This window comes from Alteromonas sp. 5NW40-0090, from assembly GCF_057552975.1.
Map to the genome: position 1 here is coordinate 102,741 of NZ_BAAJLT010000013.1, position 17,510 is coordinate 120,250.

The window sequence follows — 17,510 nt, forward strand, 5'->3', positions numbered from 1 at the left end:
TTTAAGCGTTAAGTAATTGAGTAAGAATGGCGTTTTGGCCATGCATTCTATTTTCGGCTTGCTGCATCAATAGCGATTTATCGCTATCAATCAACGAGCCCGTAATTTCTAAATCGCGATGGGCAGGTTGGCAGTGCATAACGTAGCTAGCACCGGTTGCTTCCATCAACGCTTCGTTCACCTGATAAGGCATGAACTTTTCTTTGATCACTTCAAGTGGCGTCTCGTCACCCATTGAAAGCCATGTATCTGCATAGATAACGTCTGCACCGTTAGCAGCACTAAGCTCTGTGCTTTCAACAATCGATACACCCGTTTTCTCGGCAATTGCTTTGGCTTGCGCCACAATTTCAGGTGACGCTTCGTGCCCCTCTGGCGTGACTACAACTTGGTTGCATCCTAAAAGCGCACCAACAATTAATAGTGAGTGAGTTACATTGTTGCCGTCGCCCACATAAGCCATGGTAAGACCTTCGGTTTTGCCGAAGCGTTCAAACATAGTGAGGTAATCAGCAAGGCCTTGGCACGGGTGGTACTTATCGCACAATGCATTGATAACAGGCACGTTTGCAGCCTTAGAAAAGGTTTCTAGTGTCTCGTGAGAAAATACACGAGCGACTATGGCGTCAGCCCAGCATGCAAGGTTAGCGGCGGTGTCTACTGCGTCTTCACGGCCGGCTAATTTGCCCGACTGCACATCTAAATACACCATGTGGCCGCCAAGCTTGTTAATACCAATATCGAAGCTTACGCGAGTTCGCAATGACGGCTTTTCAAACAGGGCAACAATTGATTTCCCCGCTAGCACGTTGCTGTAACTTGCTGGGGCTTGTTTAATTTCTACAGCCAATTGCAGCAAGTTTTTCATTGCGTCGGGTGTCCAGTCTGCAAAGGTGAGTAGGTCCTGTTTCATTGTACTTCTCCGGCATTGCCTTTTGTAAAGTCGGTATGGGGTAAATCAGCGTTTGTTGACGGTGTATTTGTCAGCGCTGCGGGCAGAATTTGTGTACCCGTTTTTTTATTTAAAATGTCGTTGATGTCGGCAGCCCAGCTCGCGATATAAACCGCGCGGCCTAAATTCTCTGCAGACGCTAGTGCCGCATCTACTTTCACTTTCATTCCGTCAGTGATCACGCCTTCATCTGCGTACTTCGATATGCTTGCAGCGTTAAGTTCGCTAATTAGCAATTTGTTACCGTCAAGTACACCGTCAACATTGGAAAGAAGTAAAAGCTCAGCATTAAGAAGTTCGGCGATGACCGTAGCCGCTTGGTCGGCATTGACATTCAGCAGTCGACCTTGTGGGCTTGAGCCAATTGAGCTAATGACAGGAAGGGTTGACTGCGCCAAAACGTTTTTTAAAAACGAAGCGTCTGCCGTTGATGGCACGCCAACGGCGCCATACTGGTCTGCCAGTGGCTCACACACCACCATATTGCCGTCTAGTAACGATAAGCCAACTGGAGTAATACCAGCAGCAAGCGCCGCAGCGCAAAGCTGTTTATTAGCAGAGCCCGCTAGCGCACCGCAGATATAAGGCATGTGATCGTCGGGCGTAACACGTAGACCATCAATTTTTGTGCTTTGAAGGCCAAGGCTCGCCATCAGTGTTTCCACTAAGGGGCCGCCCCCATGTACTACCACAACCGGGCGTGTTGCTTGAACGTCTTTTACGCTTAGAAATAAGCGAGTCATTGCCGCCGCATCATCAAGTAATGCACCGCCAACTTTAATTACAATTGGTGAAACACTCATAGTACTAACCCTGTTTCTACTGGTTGTTTCGTCATTATGTTAAGGCATTGAATAGCCTGAGAAGCTGCGCCTTTCATAACGTTGTCTATAGCAGCGGTAACCACCGCATACCCAGATGCTTCGTCTAGCTTCCAGTGAAGATCAACAAATGGGGTATAAGCAACGTCGTCAATTTTTGGAAAACTGGTGCGTAAACGCACAATAGGTTTATCAGCATAGGCGTCAGTGTACGCTTGTTCAAGTTGCGCGCTGGTGGTACCAGCTTTTACCTTAACGGTCACTGTGGCCAATATCCCACGCTTAAAATTACCCAAGTGCGGCGTAAAGATAACAGGCGTTCCCAAGTAGGCTTCAATTTCAGGGGTATGACGATGACCTAACACGCCGTATGCCTGAAGGCTCACTTCAAAGTAGCTGGTGGTTAGGCTAGCTTTTCTACCAGCACCGGAAACACCCGAAACGGCATTGATAACAGGGCGTACGCTTTCATCAAGCAAATTGTTTTGAGCAAGTGGTTTAAGTGCGCTAAGACTCGCAGTGGGGTAGCAACCAGGCACAGCAATCACGTCAGCACTGGCAATTTTCGCTTCATGCCATTCGGCAAGGCCGTAAACAGCTTGGGCTAGGCTTTGCTTTTGCGTATGGGGGAAGCCGTAGAACTGTTCAAAAACGTCGGTATCTTTAAGTCTGAAGGCACCTGATAAATCGAGTACTTTGGCTTTGCCTGAGGACAAGATAGGCATCCAGTCGTGGCTTGCTTCGTGAGGTGTGGCAAGAAAAATAAAATCGACGCCATTAGCCATCTCTTCTAGCGCTGCGTCTGATATAGGTATAAGCGTAGCGTCTACGTGAGCTAAATTGCCGTGAAGTTCTGCAATACCTTTTCCCGCATCGCTACTATTCTGTGAGACGTAAGTACCTGCTAAAACTAGTTTAGGGTGTTGAATAACCAACTGAACAAGTTGTGCCCCTGTGTAACCACTGGCACCGATAATTGAAACGCTATACATAATTTAAAAATTCAATAAAAGGAGAAAAAAATCACTTTTTACCTTTGTAAACTGGTTGGGCGTAAATCCTTGCCTAACCGCGACCACATTACAAAGGTAAAAAGTGTGCTACCGAATAAGCATAGATGTGCACACGCATCGTCGTGCGCTATGCAAGGTGTAGCCAGCCAGGGGAGAGGTAAACTCTTTGTCGTTGCTAGTGGTTGAACCAACAACGCGAGTTGGTTGTGTCATCATCAATTCCTATCATGTTACAACCCAAATTTTAGGGTTGGATGCCTTAACCGTAGATAATTGTATCCAATCTGAATTTTTATGCAATAAAAATGTATAAATATTTTTATTGCTTTTTGTGCAGCTTAGGCAGTAAAAAGAGCAGTTAATGATATGTTTATAGTTGTGACAGTAAGTTGACAATAAGCGCAATAGAACTGAATATTTATATTTGGCTCCAGATATACAGTAGAAGTACTTATTTATGGTAGCGTTGATGCTTAATAGGCTAAGAATTAAGTTAGTTTTTGCAAAAAAACAGGCCCTAGTCGCAAAACACAATCGGCGTATAAAATTAGCCAGTCGTAAATGATAGGTCGCTACAGCCCTAAGCTGAAGACTGTAAAAATAGGTTGTTGGGATTAAACTCGGAAAATAAAATGAGCAAACTTACTTTAGCGCTGGTGGCGCACGACCATAAGAAGCCCGAATTACTGGCATGGGTTAAACAGCATATTGACGTGCTAAAGCAGTGTGATTTGGTAGGGACAGGAACCACAGGTGGTTTAATTGCCAGCGAAACAGGGTTAGACGTTACACGTTATAAAAGTGGCCCACTTGGCGGGGATCAGCAAATAGGCGCATTGATCGCAGAAAACAAGCTAGACGCGCTATTCTTCTTTTGGGACCCATTGAATCCTGCGCCCCACGACCCCGATGTAAAAGCGCTATTGCGGTTGTGTTCAGTATGGAATGTACCTGTAGCCTGTACGCCAGCCACGGCAGATTTGGTAATTACGTCACCGCTTTTCTTATCGCCTGATTACAAGCCAGTTAAACCGAACTTCTAGAAAACATAACTAGTAACCAGCCATAAAAAAGGCTGGCCGAAACCAGCACTCTTTGCGTTGGGTAAGATGGGTGAGAAGCGCTACGCATTAAGGCTTAAATAGCTCATGCAGCTTTCGTTCTTCTTCTCGAAGGGCTTTTATTCGCGCTTGCTGCTCAGATGTTAGTACTTGAAACATGGCCTGATGCTGTTTAGCTTTTTCCACGCCGGCATTAACAAGGCCATCTTTATATTGAGCGATAAGCGCGTCCCAAGCGTCTTCAGAGAAAGACTGGCTGCGAACCAAATCGCGCTGGGCGTTTCTAAAATTGCCTAGCATCTCTCTATTTGTTTTCGATGTCTCTTTAAACGACTCGCGAAGCTCAGCAAGGCTTGCTATTTGTGCGTCGCTTAATTCTATGCCTTCAAAGAAAAAGTCTTTAGGCTTGCGTTTAGGGCCTCTCACCTCAACATCCATTCGTTTAGCAAAACGGGCTTCTTGTTTTACGAAATCATCACGATATTTTTGTTTATTTAATTCTCTCTTGGCGTCACGCGCTAAGAGAGTTGCTTGCTGCTCTTCATCCAGCACCTTGTATATGTCGTGACGTAGTTGAGCAAAAGCGAAATGTCTGGCTTCGCGCTCTTCAATCTGTGTTTGAATAAACGCGTTTATCTGGGCTTCAGTTGCGGTAGCAAAGTCAAAAGTATGCTTTTCGATGTTACCAAATAAAGGCCGAGGGTTAGCGTCTTTAAATGCGCTTACCAGTGTTTTTATTTCTTCGCGTTGTACATCGCTCAAGCTGATGCCGCGAAGATGTTTAACAATTTCTTTAAACGGTTCGTGGTGACGCATACCTGGTTCTGGTGGCTGCGCCAATGCAAGGTCACCTAAGCCAATCGCTGCTACTGCAACACTAGCAATTAATAACATTTTCATTGTCGTCTCCTTTTATTAGGACAGGCTAATCGTAGCGTGCGCGGCTAAAAAAGCAGTCAATGCAGTGTAAAGCTTATGTAAAGGTAATGCCGATCTGAGATTGTAAAGGTCTGAAAAGATATAGTACGCGTTTTGTCAGTGTTGTTTGTCGGCTTGAGGCGAGTCACACCGAATGCGTCGGTTGAGTTTTATCCAATTTACAGGCATTTTCATGAATCTAGCAGTTAAAGAGTTTAATACCATGAATTCAGATTTTCACTTGCAGTCTATCCTTGTTATTGATGATGACCTAGAGCTGACAGAAATGCTTTCCACGTACCTATCGGGTATGGGGTATCAGGTGCAAGTGCGTAACGATGGTGAAGACGGTTTATCTGAAGCGGTTTCAGGGCGTCACTACGACTTAATACTGCTTGATGTCATGATGCCGAAAATGGATGGGTTTGACGTATTGAAAAAGCTTCGGGCAAGCCACAGCACGCCAGTACTTATGCTTACAGCAAGAGGAGACGACTATGACCGTATTTTGGGTCTTGAGATGGGGGCTGATGACTATTTGCCTAAGCCTTTTAATCACCGGGAACTGGTAGCACGAATAAAAGCTATCGTTCGCCGTCACAATTTGTCATCAACCGGTGGAGCCGTTGAGCAAGATTTGTTTGTGAACGGCATCTTTTTAAGCCCAAGCAGCCAGCTGGCAAAAGTGGACGATGTAGAGCTAACACTCACAACTACGGAATTTTTAATTTTGCGCCTGTTGATGCTTAATGCTGCTCAGCGAGTAACGAAAGAAGAAATAAGCTTAAAAATTTTGGGCAAGCCTCTACAAGCTTTCGATAGAAGTATAGATATGCACGTAAGTAACCTGCGTAAAAAAATAGGTGCTGTTGTAGTAGATGAAAAGATTAAGACCATTCGAGGTGTAGGGTATATGTTAATTGTTGGAAGTCATTGATGGTAAAACTGTTACGCAGTATAAGCCCTACGCGGGCCATCATGGGCCGCTTGTTCCTTTGGTTTTGGGCTACATTTATTGTCACCGCCTTATTGGCTATTTGGGGCAGCCGATTATTTTTTGAAGACTTGGAAATTGTAGCAATACAGCCGCGAGAAATTGCTGATCTAAACCAGGTAGTGGAACATTTGCAAAACAGTCGCTTCCAAAATGCACCGCTGCACGGGCCTCTTGACCGCTTTTCTCGGGGAGGGAGAGGTCGAATGGTTGCTGTCGACATGAGTGATAACCGCCTTATTTCGGGTGGGGGCCCTCCGCTTCGTGAAAATGATAAAGAAGACTTACTTCGACTGGTCAACCAAACATCACCCATTGCGGTAAAGCGGGGGGCATTTAAAATCTTGGGGCCGGTTTTCTTTGAGCGCAACGGCACCCGATTTGCGCTTTTTACGGTTAGATTGGAAATGCCTGAAAAGCAAGCGCCACCGGTTTTACTGTTTCTTAGTATTGCGTTGATCACCACCATACTATTGAGCTGGTTGTTTGCGAAATCACTGACTAACCCTATCTTGCGTATCCAAAGCTCAGCGAAACGCATAGCAAGTGGCGATTGGCAGGCGCGGGTGGGGCGAGCGGCTAAACGTCATGACGAGTTAGGGCAACTTTCGCGCGACTTTAATAAAATGGCTGAGCAGTTAGAGTCTATGTGGGGGGCGCAAAAGCGCTTATTAGCCGATGTGTCACATGAACTTCGCTCACCGCTCGCACGGCTGCAAATGGCGCTTGGTCTTGCCTATCAACAAAACGTAGACCCTGAGACTTTAGCTCGGGTAGAGCGAGAAGCTGACCGTATGGAAGCGCTGGTAAGTCAGTTGCTAACATTAAGTCGTGCCGAGGCTGGCCAAGCAACGGTGGAAAAACAGATGTTATCGTTAGTGCTTAACGATGTTCTTACCGATGCGAATTTTGAAGCAGCAAATAAAAACAAACAGTTAAAAATTGATGATATACCTAAAAAAAGCGTTGTCATCGACAGTATGATGCTCTGTCGCGCTGTGGAAAATGTTCTGCGCAACGCCATTCGTCACAGCAGCTTTTTAACGCATATTTCGTTTAGTGAAGACGATGAGCAATGGAGCATTCATATTACCGATGACGGTGAGGGGCTGACGGTAGAGGAATGTGAACGTATATTTTCGCCGTTTTATCGGGCTACCCTTGCAAGAGAGCGAGAGTCAGGAGGCGTTGGACTAGGTTTATCCATTGCAAAAGCAGCGGTTGAGTTGCATCATGGGCGAATTATAGCTGAACCTGTTAAGCGCGGTGGACTGCGAGTAACCCTGTCGTTTCCAAAGTAGTAACTTTGACGATGCTCTGCAGCCTTACCAAGAGCGCCTATTAACTGTATTAGGGTATTTATGAACTGGACGTTCACATCAGAAAACAATTTAGCCAGCACCTTCGCCTCACACATTAATCCTTTTTGGCAGGACAGTGTTACTGAGGGGTACTTCACCGGCAAAGATGATATAAAGGTGCGTTACGCCTACTGTATTCCTGAAACGCCGCAAGCCACTATTGTTATTTGTTCGGGTCGCATAGAGTCCTACTTAAAGTACAAAGAGTTTATTTACGACCTTCATCAGAACGGCTTTGCCGTTTTTATTCTTGATCACCGCGGGCAAGGCTTGTCTGACAGAATGACACGTGATCCCCAACACGGATATGTCGCGGATTTTGATGACTATGTTGACGACTTCGTCATGTTCGTAGAAACAATAGTGAAACCGCTACAGCAAGGTCCGTTACAGCTGGTTTGCCACTCAATGGGCGGCGCTATCGGAGCACTTACACTGTTGCGTTTGCCCAGCTTGTTCTCCAAAGCTGTGCTGGCTTCGCCCATGTTCGGTATTAAACCTTCCTTGCCTAATTGGTTGGCGAATGGCCTAATCCGAACCGGCCTAGCGGTAAATAGAATGAAAAAAGCAGACGCAGGGTATTTTTTCGGTCAAACACCGTATATTGCGTTTCCTTTTTCGTTGAACAAGCTTACCCACAGTAAGACCCGCTATGCGTTGTTTCGCGAGTTATATGATGAAGAGCAAGAGATCCAGCTTGGGGGCGTAACTACTGAATGGTTGGCCGCAGCCCATCAGGCCATGAATAGGATTGAAGATAGTGCGGGGGCAATCACTACTCCAGCACTAGTTTTAAGCGCCGACGATGACGCCATAATAGATAATAAACGTCAACGGCGGGTGGCGCACCTAATGCCAAATGCTGAGCTTGAAATTATACCAAGGGCTTATCATGAATTATTCACTGAGTCAGACAACATTCGCGAGCGCTCACTTTCGACAATTCTCGACTTCTTGACTGCTTGCTCTCACACGTCTTAAAAAGCATTAGTATAGGTGATGAGTTGCAGTGTTTCGTTGTAGAATACGCCGGTTATTAATAGTGAAGGTCGTTTAAAAAACATGCTTGATGTCGTACTTTATCAACCAGAGATCCCGCCTAATACGGGCAATATCATCCGCTTATGCGCTAACAGTGGGTTCACACTACATCTAATCGAGCCCTTGGGTTTTGAGTGGGACGACAAGCGAGTACGACGTGCAGGTTTAGATTATCATGAATTTGCCCACGTTAAGCGCCATGCAAACTTAGAAGCCTACCTTGAGGATGCAAAACCAAACCGAGTGTTCGCATGCACAACAAAAGGCAAAGCGTTTCATAGTGATGTCTCGTATCAAAAAGGCGATGCACTCATATTTGGTCCTGAAACCCGTGGCTTACCCGACGATTATATTCAATCGCTTCCTCCAGAGCAGCGTGTTCGCATTCCTATGTTGCCAGACAGTCGCAGTATGAACCTATCTAACGCCGTGTCTGTGTTTGTATATGAAAGCTGGCGCCAATTTGGCTACGAAGGAGCGAGATAGCAAAAGGTGGCATAAGCAGCCCGAAGATATTCATTTTTACGAAGCCCCGTTGTGGGCTTTTTTGCGCCTAGTGTAAAGACACTGTAAAGCCTGCCTGAGTCAGTTTTCGTTCAGCTTCACTCATTAATATAGCCTTTGAACATGCACGAATGAGTTAGGAGAAGCAGTATGAAACGTATCACACTGGGTATTATCACTGGCGTTTGCTTAATTATTGCGGGGCAAGCAAGCGCCCATTCAGGTCATCATTCTCACTCGAATAGAGGGGTGAATGAAAGAGTCACTATTATTACGCAACCTGCTCGTCCGCTTATTGACGTAGCCATACGCGTTCCTGAAATTGGCCTGTACGTTAACCTCTTGCCAGGTACGCATAGGGTAGAGGTTATCGACAATCATCGTTATTACGTTGCTAATAATCATTACTATCGCAAGCATGGGAATCGCTATGTGGTTGTCGATTCACCCTACAAAAAGGTGAAAAAAGTAAAACACCACAAGCGCAGTCACGCTAGATATCACGACAACGCTAAAGTGATCGTGGTAAGAGAAGGGCGCTAAATTCAGGTTAATAAGCTGGAAAAGATAGAAAGAGTGGGGCGTTAAGAGGCTGATGGTTTTTGCTATCAAGCAAAAACCATCAAGTATTCACTAGGCTTCTTTTTTGAGGTCTCGACCAAGCAGGGCTAAGGCCGCCTCTTTAGGGGATTTTCCGTGATAAAGCACAGCATAGATTTGTTCACAAATAGGCATTTCTACGCCTATTTTCTTAGACAAAATGTGAACTTCCTCAGTATTGCGATATCCCTCTACCACTTGTCCGATTTCGTCAATAGCAACATCGACACTCTTGCCTTGACCCAAAGCCAGCCCAAAGCGACGATTGCGCGATTGATTGTCTGTGCAAGTTAAAACTAAATCGCCAAGACCCGCCATACCCATAAAGGTTTCTGGATTTGCACCCAGCTTCACGCCCAAACGGGTTAGCTCTGCTAAGCCTCGGGTGATCAGCGCCGTTCGCGCGTTTGCACCAAAGCCAAGACCATCGGCTAAACCCGCGCCAATAGCGATAACATTTTTAACCGCACCACCAAGCTGAACGCCAGTAAAGTCTGAGTTTTTGTATACTCTGAACGACTTTGCGCAATGCAGCTTTGCTGCAAATTCGTCACTCAGCGTATCGTCAGTGGAAGACAGCGAAATTGCGGTAGGTAAGCCCGCTACCATTTCTTTAGCGAAAGTGGGCCCTGATAAAACAGCTAAGGGGTAATCCGTGCCTAGAATTTCTTCCGCTACATCACGTAGCAAACGACCAGTTTTGGGCTCTAACCCTTTGGTCGCCCAAATAATGCGTTGATGCGGTTTAAGCAATGGTTTTAAGCTTTGAAGCATAGCCGCAAATGCATGGCTAGGTACAACCACTAAAATATCTTGGCTGGCAGCTACCACTTCTTCTAAGTTGGCATTTACCACTAGGGCATCTGGAAATGTTGCGCCTGGAAGATAACGAGCATTCTCTCGGTTTGCTTCCATTTCGGCAATGTGCTTTTCATCACGGCCCCAAAGCAGTGTGGGGTTGCCATTTCTGGCAAGACAAAAAGCAAGGGCGGTGCCGTAAGACCCCGCCCCTAATACCGAAACTGACTCTGAAACCGAATTCGACTTCATGTCCACGTGTTTCATGTTCACCTAATTAGGCGTCCATTTTTGGCGCTTCGCCCTGCGCTTGCTGTGCACGTTTTTGCACGTAAGCTGCAAAGATAGCGTCGAAGTTTACAGGCGCTAGGTTAAGTGGAGGGAATGTTCCACGGTTAACCAAGTTAGAAATGGTTTCACGCGCATAAGGGAAAAGCATGTTCGGGCAGAACGAGCCCAGCGTGTGCGCTTTGTTTTGGTCTGGCATTTCGCCAATAGCAAAGATACCTGCTTGTTGCACTTCACAAAGGAACGCTGTTTCTTCTCCAAGCGTTGCCGTAACGGTAACTGAAAGTACAACTTCAAATACATTTTCTTCTAGCTTGTTAGTGCTAGTGTCGATGTCTAGTTTAATTTCAGGTTTCCACTCTTTTGTGAAAATAGCTGGCGCGTTTGGAGACTCAAAAGAAATGTCTTTTGTGTAGATACGCTGAATATTGAACTGAGCACTCTGCTGCGCTTGTGCGCCCGCTGCTTCGCCGTTATTTGTCTGATTTTCGTCAGCCATGGTATTTCCTATTTAATTGTCGTTTTAATTTAATGTAGTGCGTTGCTGTATGCGCTGACGCTTTACGCCAAACCCAACATTGGATTTAGTTTGCTTTGCGCTTCCAAAGCCATCATATCGTCACAGCCACCAACGTGCTGATCGTCAATGAAAATTTGCGGAACTGTCCAGCCGCCGTTTGCGCGTTCAATCATCTCGTCGCGCAGTTCAGGCTTAACATCTATTGGGTATTCAATAAATTCTACACCTTTTTGCGTTAGCAATGCTTTTGCACGGTGGCAGTAAGGGCAGTGGCCCTTGGTGTAAAGTTCTACTTTGCTCATAAAGGTTACCTGTTATTTAGAAACGGGAAGGCTGGCACTTTGCCAAGCGTTCATTCCGCCTTTTAATACACTCACATTCGCGAAGCCATCTTTAAGCATCGCATTTGCTGTACCACGAGCCTGATTACCCATAGCGCATACTACGATAATGGGTTTGTCTTTACTGTTTTCAAGTTTCTTGAAGTTTTTCTCACGCAACTCTTCAGGTTTAATTTGTCTGGCACCCAAAATATGGCCAGCTTTAAACTCTTTCGCAGGGCGTGTATCTAGCACTATCGCATCGTCTTTATTCATCAAAACCGTTGCTTCGTGCGTGCTTAGTTCTTTTACTGAAGATGTCCATGCACTGATATAGCTAAATATCAACATGGCAATCAGCGCAACCCAAATACCAGCAAGAATAAAGTTGTTGCTAGCAAATTCAATTAGTTGATCCATTACCTCTAACCCTGTCTACAGACCATGAAAAGAGTGCAAAGTATATAGAAAAATGGGCGAGAAACCAGCTTACCTTTCAGTATGATGAATGTCAGTCATAGCGGGTTTGCGCTAAATACTTTAGATGATTGATATTACGAACAAATTGAACTGGGCATATGGAGGAGCGTCAGATACACTGGAAAACGTTGTTAACAGCAACGATGAAACACATTAAGTCATCAATGAAAAAGTTAAGGTTCTAGGCGCACGTATGTCAGTACGATTATTTCTTTCAATCATTGGGTGCATAGTTGCCCTTGCAATTATGCCGATTGGAAGTAGTGCTAATGCACAAGAAGGCGGTGCCAATAGTCAAAAAGAAAAATTAGCTGAGTTACAGGCTGAATTGCGCGCTCGACAGCAAGTATTAGAGAACAATAGAGCCAGTGCACAGGAATTAGAAAATGTACTGAAGGCCTCTGAACTCGAAATCGCTAAAGTGGCGAAAGCACTATCCAGCACCCGACAGTCACTTAAAAACATTGAGCAAGAACAAGCGAAGCTCGAAGAAGAACAAGAAGGGCTTAAAACGGCTATCCGTAAACAGCAGTCACTTTTATCGAGCCAGCTTAAAAGTGCGTTTATGGCGGGGCATTACGACTACGCGAAAATGCTGTTTTACCAAGATGACGCGCGAACCTTTGAGCGTGTCATTACCTATTATCAATACGTAGCTAAAGCGCGCCAAAAAGAGATTGAGAGCTTTAGGGGAAATGTTGCTAGGCTTGAAGAAGTTAACGCAGAGCTTAGCGAAAAAGCTTTGTCACTTGCCGCTTTGAAAGATGAGCAAGAAGGTCAGCGAGCAGTACTTATAACCCGTCAGGACGATAGAAAAGCAACGCTTAAGAAAATAAACAAAACCATAGCCTCTGAAAACCAGCGTATAGCGTCGTTACAAGCTGATGAAAAAGCGCTGAAAGACGCCATCGAAGCGGCGCGGATTGCCGCAGAGCGGGCTGCCCGTGAAGCCGAAGTGAGTATGGATGGACTTGCCAAATTAAAAGGTAAGCTAGCAGCGCCTGTAAAAGGCAGAATACGAAACTTATTTGGTAGTCGCCGTCAAGGTCAAGTGTCGTGGAAAGGCATTGTGATAGATGGTGCCGAGGGCGACCCTGTAAACAGCATTGCGCCTGGAAAAGTGTTGTACGCCGATTGGTTGCGCGGATTTGGTCTGGTCGCTATTGTCGATCATGGCGAAGGGTATATGAGTGTTTACGGTCACAACCAAGCATTACTCAAGCAAGCTGGCGATGATGTCAGGCAAGGTGAACGCATAGCTCTTGTGGGCCGAAGTGGTGGTCAGGAATATCCTAATCTATACTTTGAAATTCGCCATAAAGGCAAGGCGCTAAACCCAAGCTCTTGGCTAGACTAGGCAGGTTAATTTTAGATTTTCAGAAACTAAGTTGAAACTGAATCAGTTGTTGGTATTCTAAAGAAAACACAGCATTGTGTAGTGTGCGCTTAATAATAATGATGAAAAACGGATATGACTTAGATGCTTTTGCGTCTGCTAATGCCTTGTATAATCTTTGTTTTATGCGGGCTAATTAGCCTTCAAGTAAAAGCAAAGTCAGACATAATTATAATATTAGACGACCTGGGATACAGGCCGTCCGATGTCGCTGCTTTTTCTCTCCCTAAAGAAATTACCTTTTCTATACTTCCGCAAACGCCACTGGCTTCTGAAATTGCGCTCCGCGCTGAGCAAGAAGGCCGGGCAGTTATGCTGCATATGCCTATGCAGGCGCAAAGTGGAAAGAACATGGGGCCCCTTGGATTAACCACTGACATGTTTGCAGGTGCCATTACTTACAATTTGCGCAAGGCAATGAAGAGCGTGCCGAACGCGGTAGGTGTGAATAATCATATGGGAAGTGCTTTCACGGGTCAGCAAAAAGGAATGGAAGCGCTCTTACAAGAGGTGAAACGGCAAGGCTTGTTTTTTGTGGATAGCCGAACCACGGTACTCACAAAAGGTGAAGAAATTGCCGAGCGTTTGGGTGTACCTAGCGCAAGCAGACAGGTGTTTCTGGACCATAAGCTTGAGCCTGCATTCTTACTTAAGCAGTTCAACCACATGAAACGTATTGCTAAAAAGAATGGTCACGTTGTGGTGATTGGTCACCCCCACCCAGAAACCGTCGATTTTTTGAAAACTCATTTACCCTCACTTGAAAAAGAAGGTTTAACCCTTACCTCAGTAGCCGACTATTTTTCGCATGCGCCGAAAGTGGCAAAGCAGTTTGGCAAAGAGCGCGATCAAACGGCTTCGCTTAATAACGCCGATGTGAAAGATAGCAAGGTAAGCATGATCGAAGAAAATGCCTTACACAGCAGTGAGCTAACGCATAGCTCCGCAGAAAAAGGCGTTGCTGAGCGTTTGTACACAGCGCCAAACGAATAGCTTTTTTGCCTCACTTTATACGTAGTTAGTTCATTTTCATCTCGTTAAGATCAAAATTTAATGTGGGAACGTTTCTCATTTTTGTGAATCTGTTATAATATAACGTCTCTGGCGAATAGTTCGCGAATTCATTTTTTCACGGTGGTAATCAGGGTAATGACTCCAATTGACGAGAATCCAACAAAACTAGACAAACTTGGCATCTGGGTGTCAAGCTTGTGTGCGTTGCATTGCCTCGCGCTACCTGTTTTGGTGCCTCTGCTGCCGCTGATCGGTTCTAGCTTTTTTGCACAAGTGTGGTTTGAAAGAACGATATTAACTTTTTCGTTAATTGTAGGTGCAGTCGCTTTGGTTAGCGGTGCAATTCGCTATCATGGCAGATACTACCCGCTTGCACTGCTGTTTACGGGTGGCGCTATTTATTGGCACAAAGATATTTTTGGGCATCACTACGAACCCTTTACCATCGCGATAGGTGCAGCGCTAATTGTAGCCGGCCACTGGGTGAATATGCGATTGTGTAGACAATGTAAGTGCTGCAAGAATACCGTGTTTTCAGACCACCTTTCGACTGAATTTAAGTAGTCAATAAAGCTGTATTTCAAGAAAAGCATTTAAAAAAACGAGCCTATGGCTCGTTTTTTGTAGTGTGAGTATGGTTCAGATACGCGTTCTACAGACTTTTCGCATTGAAAAAGTAGGGTTTAATGCGACAACACATTAAGCGCTACATCGGGCACGTTAGTGAATATGCCCGTCACTCCCCACTCGTTAAGCATTAGCATGTCTCTAGGCTCATCCACGGTATAAACAAATACGTTAAACCCATCTTGCTGCGCCGTTTGCACAAATTGCTTATCAACGGCGTCTAAAGCAATGTTTACGGAATAGGCGTTAAGCGCCCGGGCGCTTGCCGTGCAGTCGAGTTCGTAGCTTGCAGATAAGGCGCCTATCTTTACTTCGGGCCACCTAAGCGAAATAGCTTGAAGCCAGTGATGGTTAAATGAAGAGATAAGTAGCTTATCAGCATTAATGCCGCTTTGCTGTACCGCCGCTTTAACGTCTTTAACCCAGCTGTCTACGTCGCGTAAGTGTTTTATCTCAATATTGCACCACTTGTCTTTTGGAATACACTTCAGTGTTTCTGTCAGGGTCGGTATGCGCTCTCCATCCCCAATGTTCATTTCTGTAAGGGATTGCCACGGTACCTCAAGTAAATAGCCGGATTCCCGTGCTCTGCGCGTAAGTGTTCTATCGTGAAAAACAATAATGCCGCTTTCGTGCTGATAGGTATCAAACTCAATGCCATCAGCACGTTGTTCGAAAGCCAGTTTAAATGCCTTTACTGTGTTTTCTGGGGCGGCTTTACTGGCACCTCGGTGAGCAAAAATGAGCATAGACATTTCTTCCTTAAAGATCACAACACGGCTTAATCATCTTTTGCACTATGTAACTTATGCGTGTTGAGCGTTTCATAAACTGATGCTGACGTAATAAGAATTCCACCTAACAACGCACTTAAACCAGGTTTTTCGTTAAGCAGAATAATAGCAAGGAAAACGCCATAAAGAGGCTGCATGCAGGCTATGAGCGAAAACGTTTTTGCCCTAAGGTGACGTAGGCTCGCAGCAATTAGCGCATGAGGCAGTGCGGTAAATACCGTGCCTAAAAGCAATAGCATTAGCCAAGAACTGGTAGAGGCTGAGGTTATTGCTTCACTGCCTACCGGCAACATTAGAATGCTGATAACCAAGGTCTGCCACGCCATGGCCTGCGCACCGCTGTAGTGCTTAAAGTGCTTACGGTGAATAAGATTTCTAAACGAATACAAGATGGCGGAGGCAATACCGATGAGAACACCAAGGGTAATGTCATTTTCCAGTGACGTTTCGGGCACTATTAAGTAGACGCCAATGACTACGGTAAGGGTAGATACGATATCCTGCCAAACCAATCTCACTTTTTCGAAAAAAGGCTCGATAAGCACTGTGATCACGGGGAAGGTAAAAAGGGCAATCATCCCCACAGATACTCCCGCATATTGCATGGCGGCAAAATAAGTGACCCAGTGCAGTGCCATAAGCACGCCTAAACCGAGGGCAACGCCGTAGTCCTTTTTTGAATTCAGCTTTATTTTGTTCTTCGCCAATTTCAAAAAGGCAAATAACGCTATGCAGGCAAATATTGAACGAACAAGAGTGATATCACTGGCGCTAAGTGGCACAAGCCGAGAGAAAAGGGCTGTACCACCAAGTAAAATTACCGTGAAATGAAGTGAGATCAGGCTTTTTTTAACAGCATCCATAAATTAGCTGTCAGCGCCCTCTGACGAAGCCTCGCTCTTTTCGTCACTGGCTGTTTCATCGCTAACGTGCGTATCTTCAGCCGTAGCCTGTGCGGTTGATTTAAGCGCCATAGGCTCACCAAGGCGTGTAACCATACCAGGGGCGAGGTCTTCAAAATCAATCATGTCTTTTTCGAAACACACCACAATGGTTGAACCTAGCTTGAAGCGGCCTAGCTCGGCACCTTTTTCAAGGAAAACTGCTGCTTCACTGTCTTTTTCATATGACCAGTGCTGAACATTTTTACCCGCAGGTGGCGTAACTGTGCCAGCCCAGACAGTTTCAATGCTTGCCACTATGGTAGCGCCCACAAGCACCATCGCCATTTTGCCTACAGGCGTGTCGAACAGCGCCACGACGCGTTCATTACGTGCAAACAGACCTGGAATATTTTGTGCAGTAAGCGGGTTTACTGAAAACAACTCGCCCGGCACATACAACATATCAGTAAGCGTGCCCTCAACAGGCATGTGAATTCTGTGATAATCACGAGGGGCAAGGTAAATGGTAGCAAATTTACCATTTTTAAATGGCGCAGCTACATCAGGCTTGCCACCTAATAATGTAGTTAGGCTAAAGTCATGGCCTTTCGCCTGAAAAATACTGTCGCTATGGATGTCGCCAAACTGACTTACCGTACCGTCAACAGCATGGATAAGTACGTCATCGTTTTCGTCAATGGTGCGCGCTTCAGGTTTAAGCGGGCGGGTGAAGAACTTATTAAAGCTTCTATAATGCTCTGGTTCCTCATGCAGCGCTTCGGTCATATCAACGTTGTATTGCTTAATAAACGCCTTGATGAAAAATGTCGTAACACTACCCATTTCTGCTTCTGCAAGTTTGCCTACAAGGCGTGAAAGCAGGTGCTTTGGTGTAACGTATTGTAAATTAACTTTAAGCCAATCTAACACAAAATATCTCCGTTTCTTTTATGCAAGCAATAACGCATTGCATAGATAGCGTTATTGTATAGTAAGTCGTGGTATTAAGAGCAACTTTAGGGTTATGAGTGCTTACACAAAAGCATAAGCACGTGGTTCACACCAAAAGAATAAATCGCCGAGTTAGTGACGGCTATTACGCGTAAGTAGTGCGAGTACTTCTT

General features: G+C 45.4%; 20 protein-coding genes. 9 read left to right on the top strand and 11 right to left on the bottom strand.

What is annotated here, in order from left to right:
- Position 1: 1 nt before the first annotated feature.
- Genes AC27KT_RS16280 through argC form a run of 3 tightly spaced genes read right to left on the bottom strand, consistent with a single transcriptional unit; the run spans position 2 to position 2,765 of the window.
- On the bottom strand, positions 2 to 913 hold the full coding sequence (locus tag AC27KT_RS16280) for an ornithine carbamoyltransferase (RefSeq protein ID WP_487131705.1): 912 nt from the start codon (positions 911 to 913) through the stop codon (positions 2 to 4).
- Positions 910 to 1,755, bottom strand: a complete 846-nt coding sequence (argB, locus tag AC27KT_RS16285; RefSeq protein ID WP_487131707.1) for an acetylglutamate kinase — start codon at positions 1,753 to 1,755, stop codon at positions 910 to 912. The genes AC27KT_RS16280 and argB overlap by 4 nt, the downstream gene beginning before the upstream one ends.
- Positions 1,752 to 2,765, bottom strand: a complete 1,014-nt coding sequence (gene argC / locus AC27KT_RS16290) for an N-acetyl-gamma-glutamyl-phosphate reductase (RefSeq protein ID WP_487131709.1) — start codon at positions 2,763 to 2,765, stop codon at positions 1,752 to 1,754. The genes argB and argC overlap by 4 nt, the downstream gene beginning before the upstream one ends.
- A 653-nt stretch (positions 2,766 to 3,418) precedes the next feature.
- Between argC and AC27KT_RS16295 the strand changes: the two genes are divergently transcribed.
- Positions 3,419 to 3,829, top strand: coding sequence for a methylglyoxal synthase (locus AC27KT_RS16295; RefSeq protein WP_198817002.1), 411 nt, complete (start codon positions 3,419 to 3,421; stop codon positions 3,827 to 3,829).
- A gap of 87 nt (positions 3,830 to 3,916) precedes the next feature.
- Here the strand turns inward: AC27KT_RS16295 and AC27KT_RS16300 are convergent, their stop codons facing one another.
- A complete protein-coding gene (locus tag AC27KT_RS16300; RefSeq protein ID WP_487131712.1) occupies positions 3,917 to 4,747 on the bottom strand; it encodes a Spy/CpxP family protein refolding chaperone in 831 nt (276 codons plus the stop codon).
- A gap of 211 nt (positions 4,748 to 4,958) precedes the next feature.
- On the opposite strand from AC27KT_RS16300, the gene AC27KT_RS16305 reads away from it, so the two are divergent.
- The 5 genes from AC27KT_RS16305 to AC27KT_RS16325 all read left to right on the top strand — a co-directional run bounded on the left by AC27KT_RS16305 (position 4,959) and on the right by AC27KT_RS16325 (position 9,208).
- Positions 4,959 to 5,702: a response regulator gene (locus AC27KT_RS16305; RefSeq protein WP_487131714.1), complete on the top strand. Its 744-nt coding sequence runs from the start codon at positions 4,959 to 4,961 to the stop codon at positions 5,700 to 5,702.
- Positions 5,702 to 7,060, top strand: coding sequence for an ATP-binding protein (locus tag AC27KT_RS16310; RefSeq protein ID WP_487131716.1), 1,359 nt, complete (start codon positions 5,702 to 5,704; stop codon positions 7,058 to 7,060). Before AC27KT_RS16305 ends, AC27KT_RS16310 begins: the two co-directional genes overlap by 1 nt.
- A 60-nt stretch (positions 7,061 to 7,120) precedes the next feature.
- Positions 7,121 to 8,101 (top strand): alpha/beta fold hydrolase, encoded by a 981-nt coding sequence (locus tag AC27KT_RS16315; protein ID WP_487131718.1) that lies wholly within the window; start codon positions 7,121 to 7,123, stop codon positions 8,099 to 8,101.
- 81 nt (positions 8,102 to 8,182) lie between these two features.
- The gene (gene trmL / locus AC27KT_RS16320) at positions 8,183 to 8,647 is read left to right on the top strand and encodes a tRNA (uridine(34)/cytosine(34)/5-carboxymethylaminomethyluridine(34)-2'-O)-methyltransferase TrmL (RefSeq protein WP_039219267.1); all 465 of its coding nucleotides are present in this window, start codon (positions 8,183 to 8,185) and stop codon (positions 8,645 to 8,647) included.
- A 168-nt stretch (positions 8,648 to 8,815) separates the two neighbouring features.
- Entirely contained in the window at positions 8,816 to 9,208 is a 393-nt protein-coding gene (locus tag AC27KT_RS16325; RefSeq protein ID WP_487131721.1) for an NAD(FAD)-dependent dehydrogenase, read from the top strand.
- Positions 9,209 to 9,298: 90 nt separating this feature from the next.
- Here the strand turns inward: AC27KT_RS16325 and gpsA are convergent, their stop codons facing one another.
- The 4 genes from gpsA to AC27KT_RS16345 all read right to left on the bottom strand — a co-directional run bounded on the left by gpsA (position 9,299) and on the right by AC27KT_RS16345 (position 11,611).
- Positions 9,299 to 10,330 carry an NAD(P)H-dependent glycerol-3-phosphate dehydrogenase gene (gene gpsA, locus AC27KT_RS16330; protein ID WP_487131723.1) on the bottom strand — a complete coding sequence of 344 codons (1,032 nt, stop codon included), beginning with the start codon at positions 10,328 to 10,330 and terminating at the stop codon, positions 9,299 to 9,301.
- Positions 10,331 to 10,340: 10 nt separating this feature from the next.
- Positions 10,341 to 10,850 carry a protein-export chaperone SecB gene (secB, locus tag AC27KT_RS16335; RefSeq protein ID WP_014948068.1) on the bottom strand — a complete coding sequence of 170 codons (510 nt, stop codon included), beginning with the start codon at positions 10,848 to 10,850 and terminating at the stop codon, positions 10,341 to 10,343.
- A gap of 62 nt (positions 10,851 to 10,912) precedes the next feature.
- Positions 10,913 to 11,173, bottom strand: coding sequence for a glutaredoxin 3 (grxC, locus tag AC27KT_RS16340; RefSeq protein ID WP_014948069.1), 261 nt, complete (start codon positions 11,171 to 11,173; stop codon positions 10,913 to 10,915).
- A 12-nt stretch (positions 11,174 to 11,185) separates the two neighbouring features.
- Positions 11,186 to 11,611, bottom strand: a complete 426-nt coding sequence (locus AC27KT_RS16345; RefSeq protein WP_014948070.1) for a rhodanese-like domain-containing protein — start codon at positions 11,609 to 11,611, stop codon at positions 11,186 to 11,188.
- A gap of 253 nt (positions 11,612 to 11,864) precedes the next feature.
- Here AC27KT_RS16345 and AC27KT_RS16350 point away from each other — a divergent pair, with 253 nt between their 5' ends.
- The 3 genes from AC27KT_RS16350 (at position 11,865) to AC27KT_RS16360 (ending at position 14,645) form a co-directional block, all read left to right on the top strand.
- The gene (locus AC27KT_RS16350) at positions 11,865 to 13,028 is read left to right on the top strand and encodes a murein hydrolase activator EnvC family protein (RefSeq protein ID WP_487131726.1); all 1,164 of its coding nucleotides are present in this window, start codon (positions 11,865 to 11,867) and stop codon (positions 13,026 to 13,028) included.
- Positions 13,029 to 13,151: 123 nt separating this feature from the next.
- Positions 13,152 to 14,060 (top strand): divergent polysaccharide deacetylase family protein, encoded by a 909-nt coding sequence (locus AC27KT_RS16355; protein ID WP_487131728.1) that lies wholly within the window; start codon positions 13,152 to 13,154, stop codon positions 14,058 to 14,060.
- A gap of 156 nt (positions 14,061 to 14,216) precedes the next feature.
- Positions 14,217 to 14,645, top strand: coding sequence for a MerC domain-containing protein (locus tag AC27KT_RS16360; protein ID WP_487131730.1), 429 nt, complete (start codon positions 14,217 to 14,219; stop codon positions 14,643 to 14,645).
- Between the two features lie 119 nt (positions 14,646 to 14,764).
- Here the strand turns inward: AC27KT_RS16360 and AC27KT_RS16365 are convergent, their stop codons facing one another.
- From AC27KT_RS16365 to asd, 3 genes are read right to left on the bottom strand one after another with little or no spacing between them, the layout of a single operon-like run.
- A complete protein-coding gene (locus AC27KT_RS16365; RefSeq protein WP_487131849.1) occupies positions 14,765 to 15,457 on the bottom strand; it encodes a glycerophosphodiester phosphodiesterase in 693 nt (230 codons plus the stop codon).
- 32 nt (positions 15,458 to 15,489) lie between these two features.
- Positions 15,490 to 16,365, bottom strand: a complete 876-nt coding sequence (locus tag AC27KT_RS16370) for a DMT family transporter (protein WP_487131732.1) — start codon at positions 16,363 to 16,365, stop codon at positions 15,490 to 15,492.
- A gap of 3 nt (positions 16,366 to 16,368) precedes the next feature.
- Complete coding sequence (asd, locus tag AC27KT_RS16375) at positions 16,369 to 17,316, bottom strand: archaetidylserine decarboxylase (RefSeq protein WP_487131734.1); 948 nt, start codon at positions 17,314 to 17,316, stop codon at positions 16,369 to 16,371.
- Between the last annotated feature and the right edge of the window lie 194 nt (positions 17,317 to 17,510).

What these genes read in the sequence shown, in the direction of transcription:
- AC27KT_RS16280 (WP_487131705.1), bottom strand. Translation starts at nt 913, where the DNA reads ATGAAACAGGACCTACTCACCTTTGCAGACTGGACACCCGACGCAATG.
- argB (WP_487131707.1), bottom strand. Translation starts at nt 1,755, where the DNA reads ATGAGTGTTTCACCAATTGTAATTAAAGTTGGCGGTGCATTACTTGAT.
- argC (WP_487131709.1), bottom strand. Translation starts at nt 2,765, where the DNA reads ATGTATAGCGTTTCAATTATCGGTGCCAGTGGTTACACAGGGGCACAA.
- AC27KT_RS16295 (WP_198817002.1), top strand. Translation starts at nt 3,419, where the DNA reads ATGAGCAAACTTACTTTAGCGCTGGTGGCGCACGACCATAAGAAGCCC.
- AC27KT_RS16300 (WP_487131712.1), bottom strand. Translation starts at nt 4,747, where the DNA reads ATGAAAATGTTATTAATTGCTAGTGTTGCAGTAGCAGCGATTGGCTTA.
- AC27KT_RS16305 (WP_487131714.1), top strand. Translation starts at nt 4,959, where the DNA reads ATGAATCTAGCAGTTAAAGAGTTTAATACCATGAATTCAGATTTTCAC.
- AC27KT_RS16310 (WP_487131716.1), top strand. Translation starts at nt 5,702, where the DNA reads ATGGTAAAACTGTTACGCAGTATAAGCCCTACGCGGGCCATCATGGGC.
- AC27KT_RS16315 (WP_487131718.1), top strand. Translation starts at nt 7,121, where the DNA reads ATGAACTGGACGTTCACATCAGAAAACAATTTAGCCAGCACCTTCGCC.
- trmL (WP_039219267.1), top strand. Translation starts at nt 8,183, where the DNA reads ATGCTTGATGTCGTACTTTATCAACCAGAGATCCCGCCTAATACGGGC.
- AC27KT_RS16325 (WP_487131721.1), top strand. Translation starts at nt 8,816, where the DNA reads ATGAAACGTATCACACTGGGTATTATCACTGGCGTTTGCTTAATTATT.
- gpsA (WP_487131723.1), bottom strand. Translation starts at nt 10,330, where the DNA reads ATGAAACACGTGGACATGAAGTCGAATTCGGTTTCAGAGTCAGTTTCG.
- secB (WP_014948068.1), bottom strand. Translation starts at nt 10,850, where the DNA reads ATGGCTGACGAAAATCAGACAAATAACGGCGAAGCAGCGGGCGCACAA.
- grxC (WP_014948069.1), bottom strand. Translation starts at nt 11,173, where the DNA reads ATGAGCAAAGTAGAACTTTACACCAAGGGCCACTGCCCTTACTGCCAC.
- AC27KT_RS16345 (WP_014948070.1), bottom strand. Translation starts at nt 11,611, where the DNA reads ATGGATCAACTAATTGAATTTGCTAGCAACAACTTTATTCTTGCTGGT.
- AC27KT_RS16350 (WP_487131726.1), top strand. Translation starts at nt 11,865, where the DNA reads ATGTCAGTACGATTATTTCTTTCAATCATTGGGTGCATAGTTGCCCTT.
- AC27KT_RS16355 (WP_487131728.1), top strand. Translation starts at nt 13,152, where the DNA reads ATGCTTTTGCGTCTGCTAATGCCTTGTATAATCTTTGTTTTATGCGGG.
- AC27KT_RS16360 (WP_487131730.1), top strand. Translation starts at nt 14,217, where the DNA reads ATGACTCCAATTGACGAGAATCCAACAAAACTAGACAAACTTGGCATC.
- AC27KT_RS16365 (WP_487131849.1), bottom strand. Translation starts at nt 15,457, where the DNA reads ATGCTCATTTTTGCTCACCGAGGTGCCAGTAAAGCCGCCCCAGAAAAC.
- AC27KT_RS16370 (WP_487131732.1), bottom strand. Translation starts at nt 16,365, where the DNA reads ATGGATGCTGTTAAAAAAAGCCTGATCTCACTTCATTTCACGGTAATT.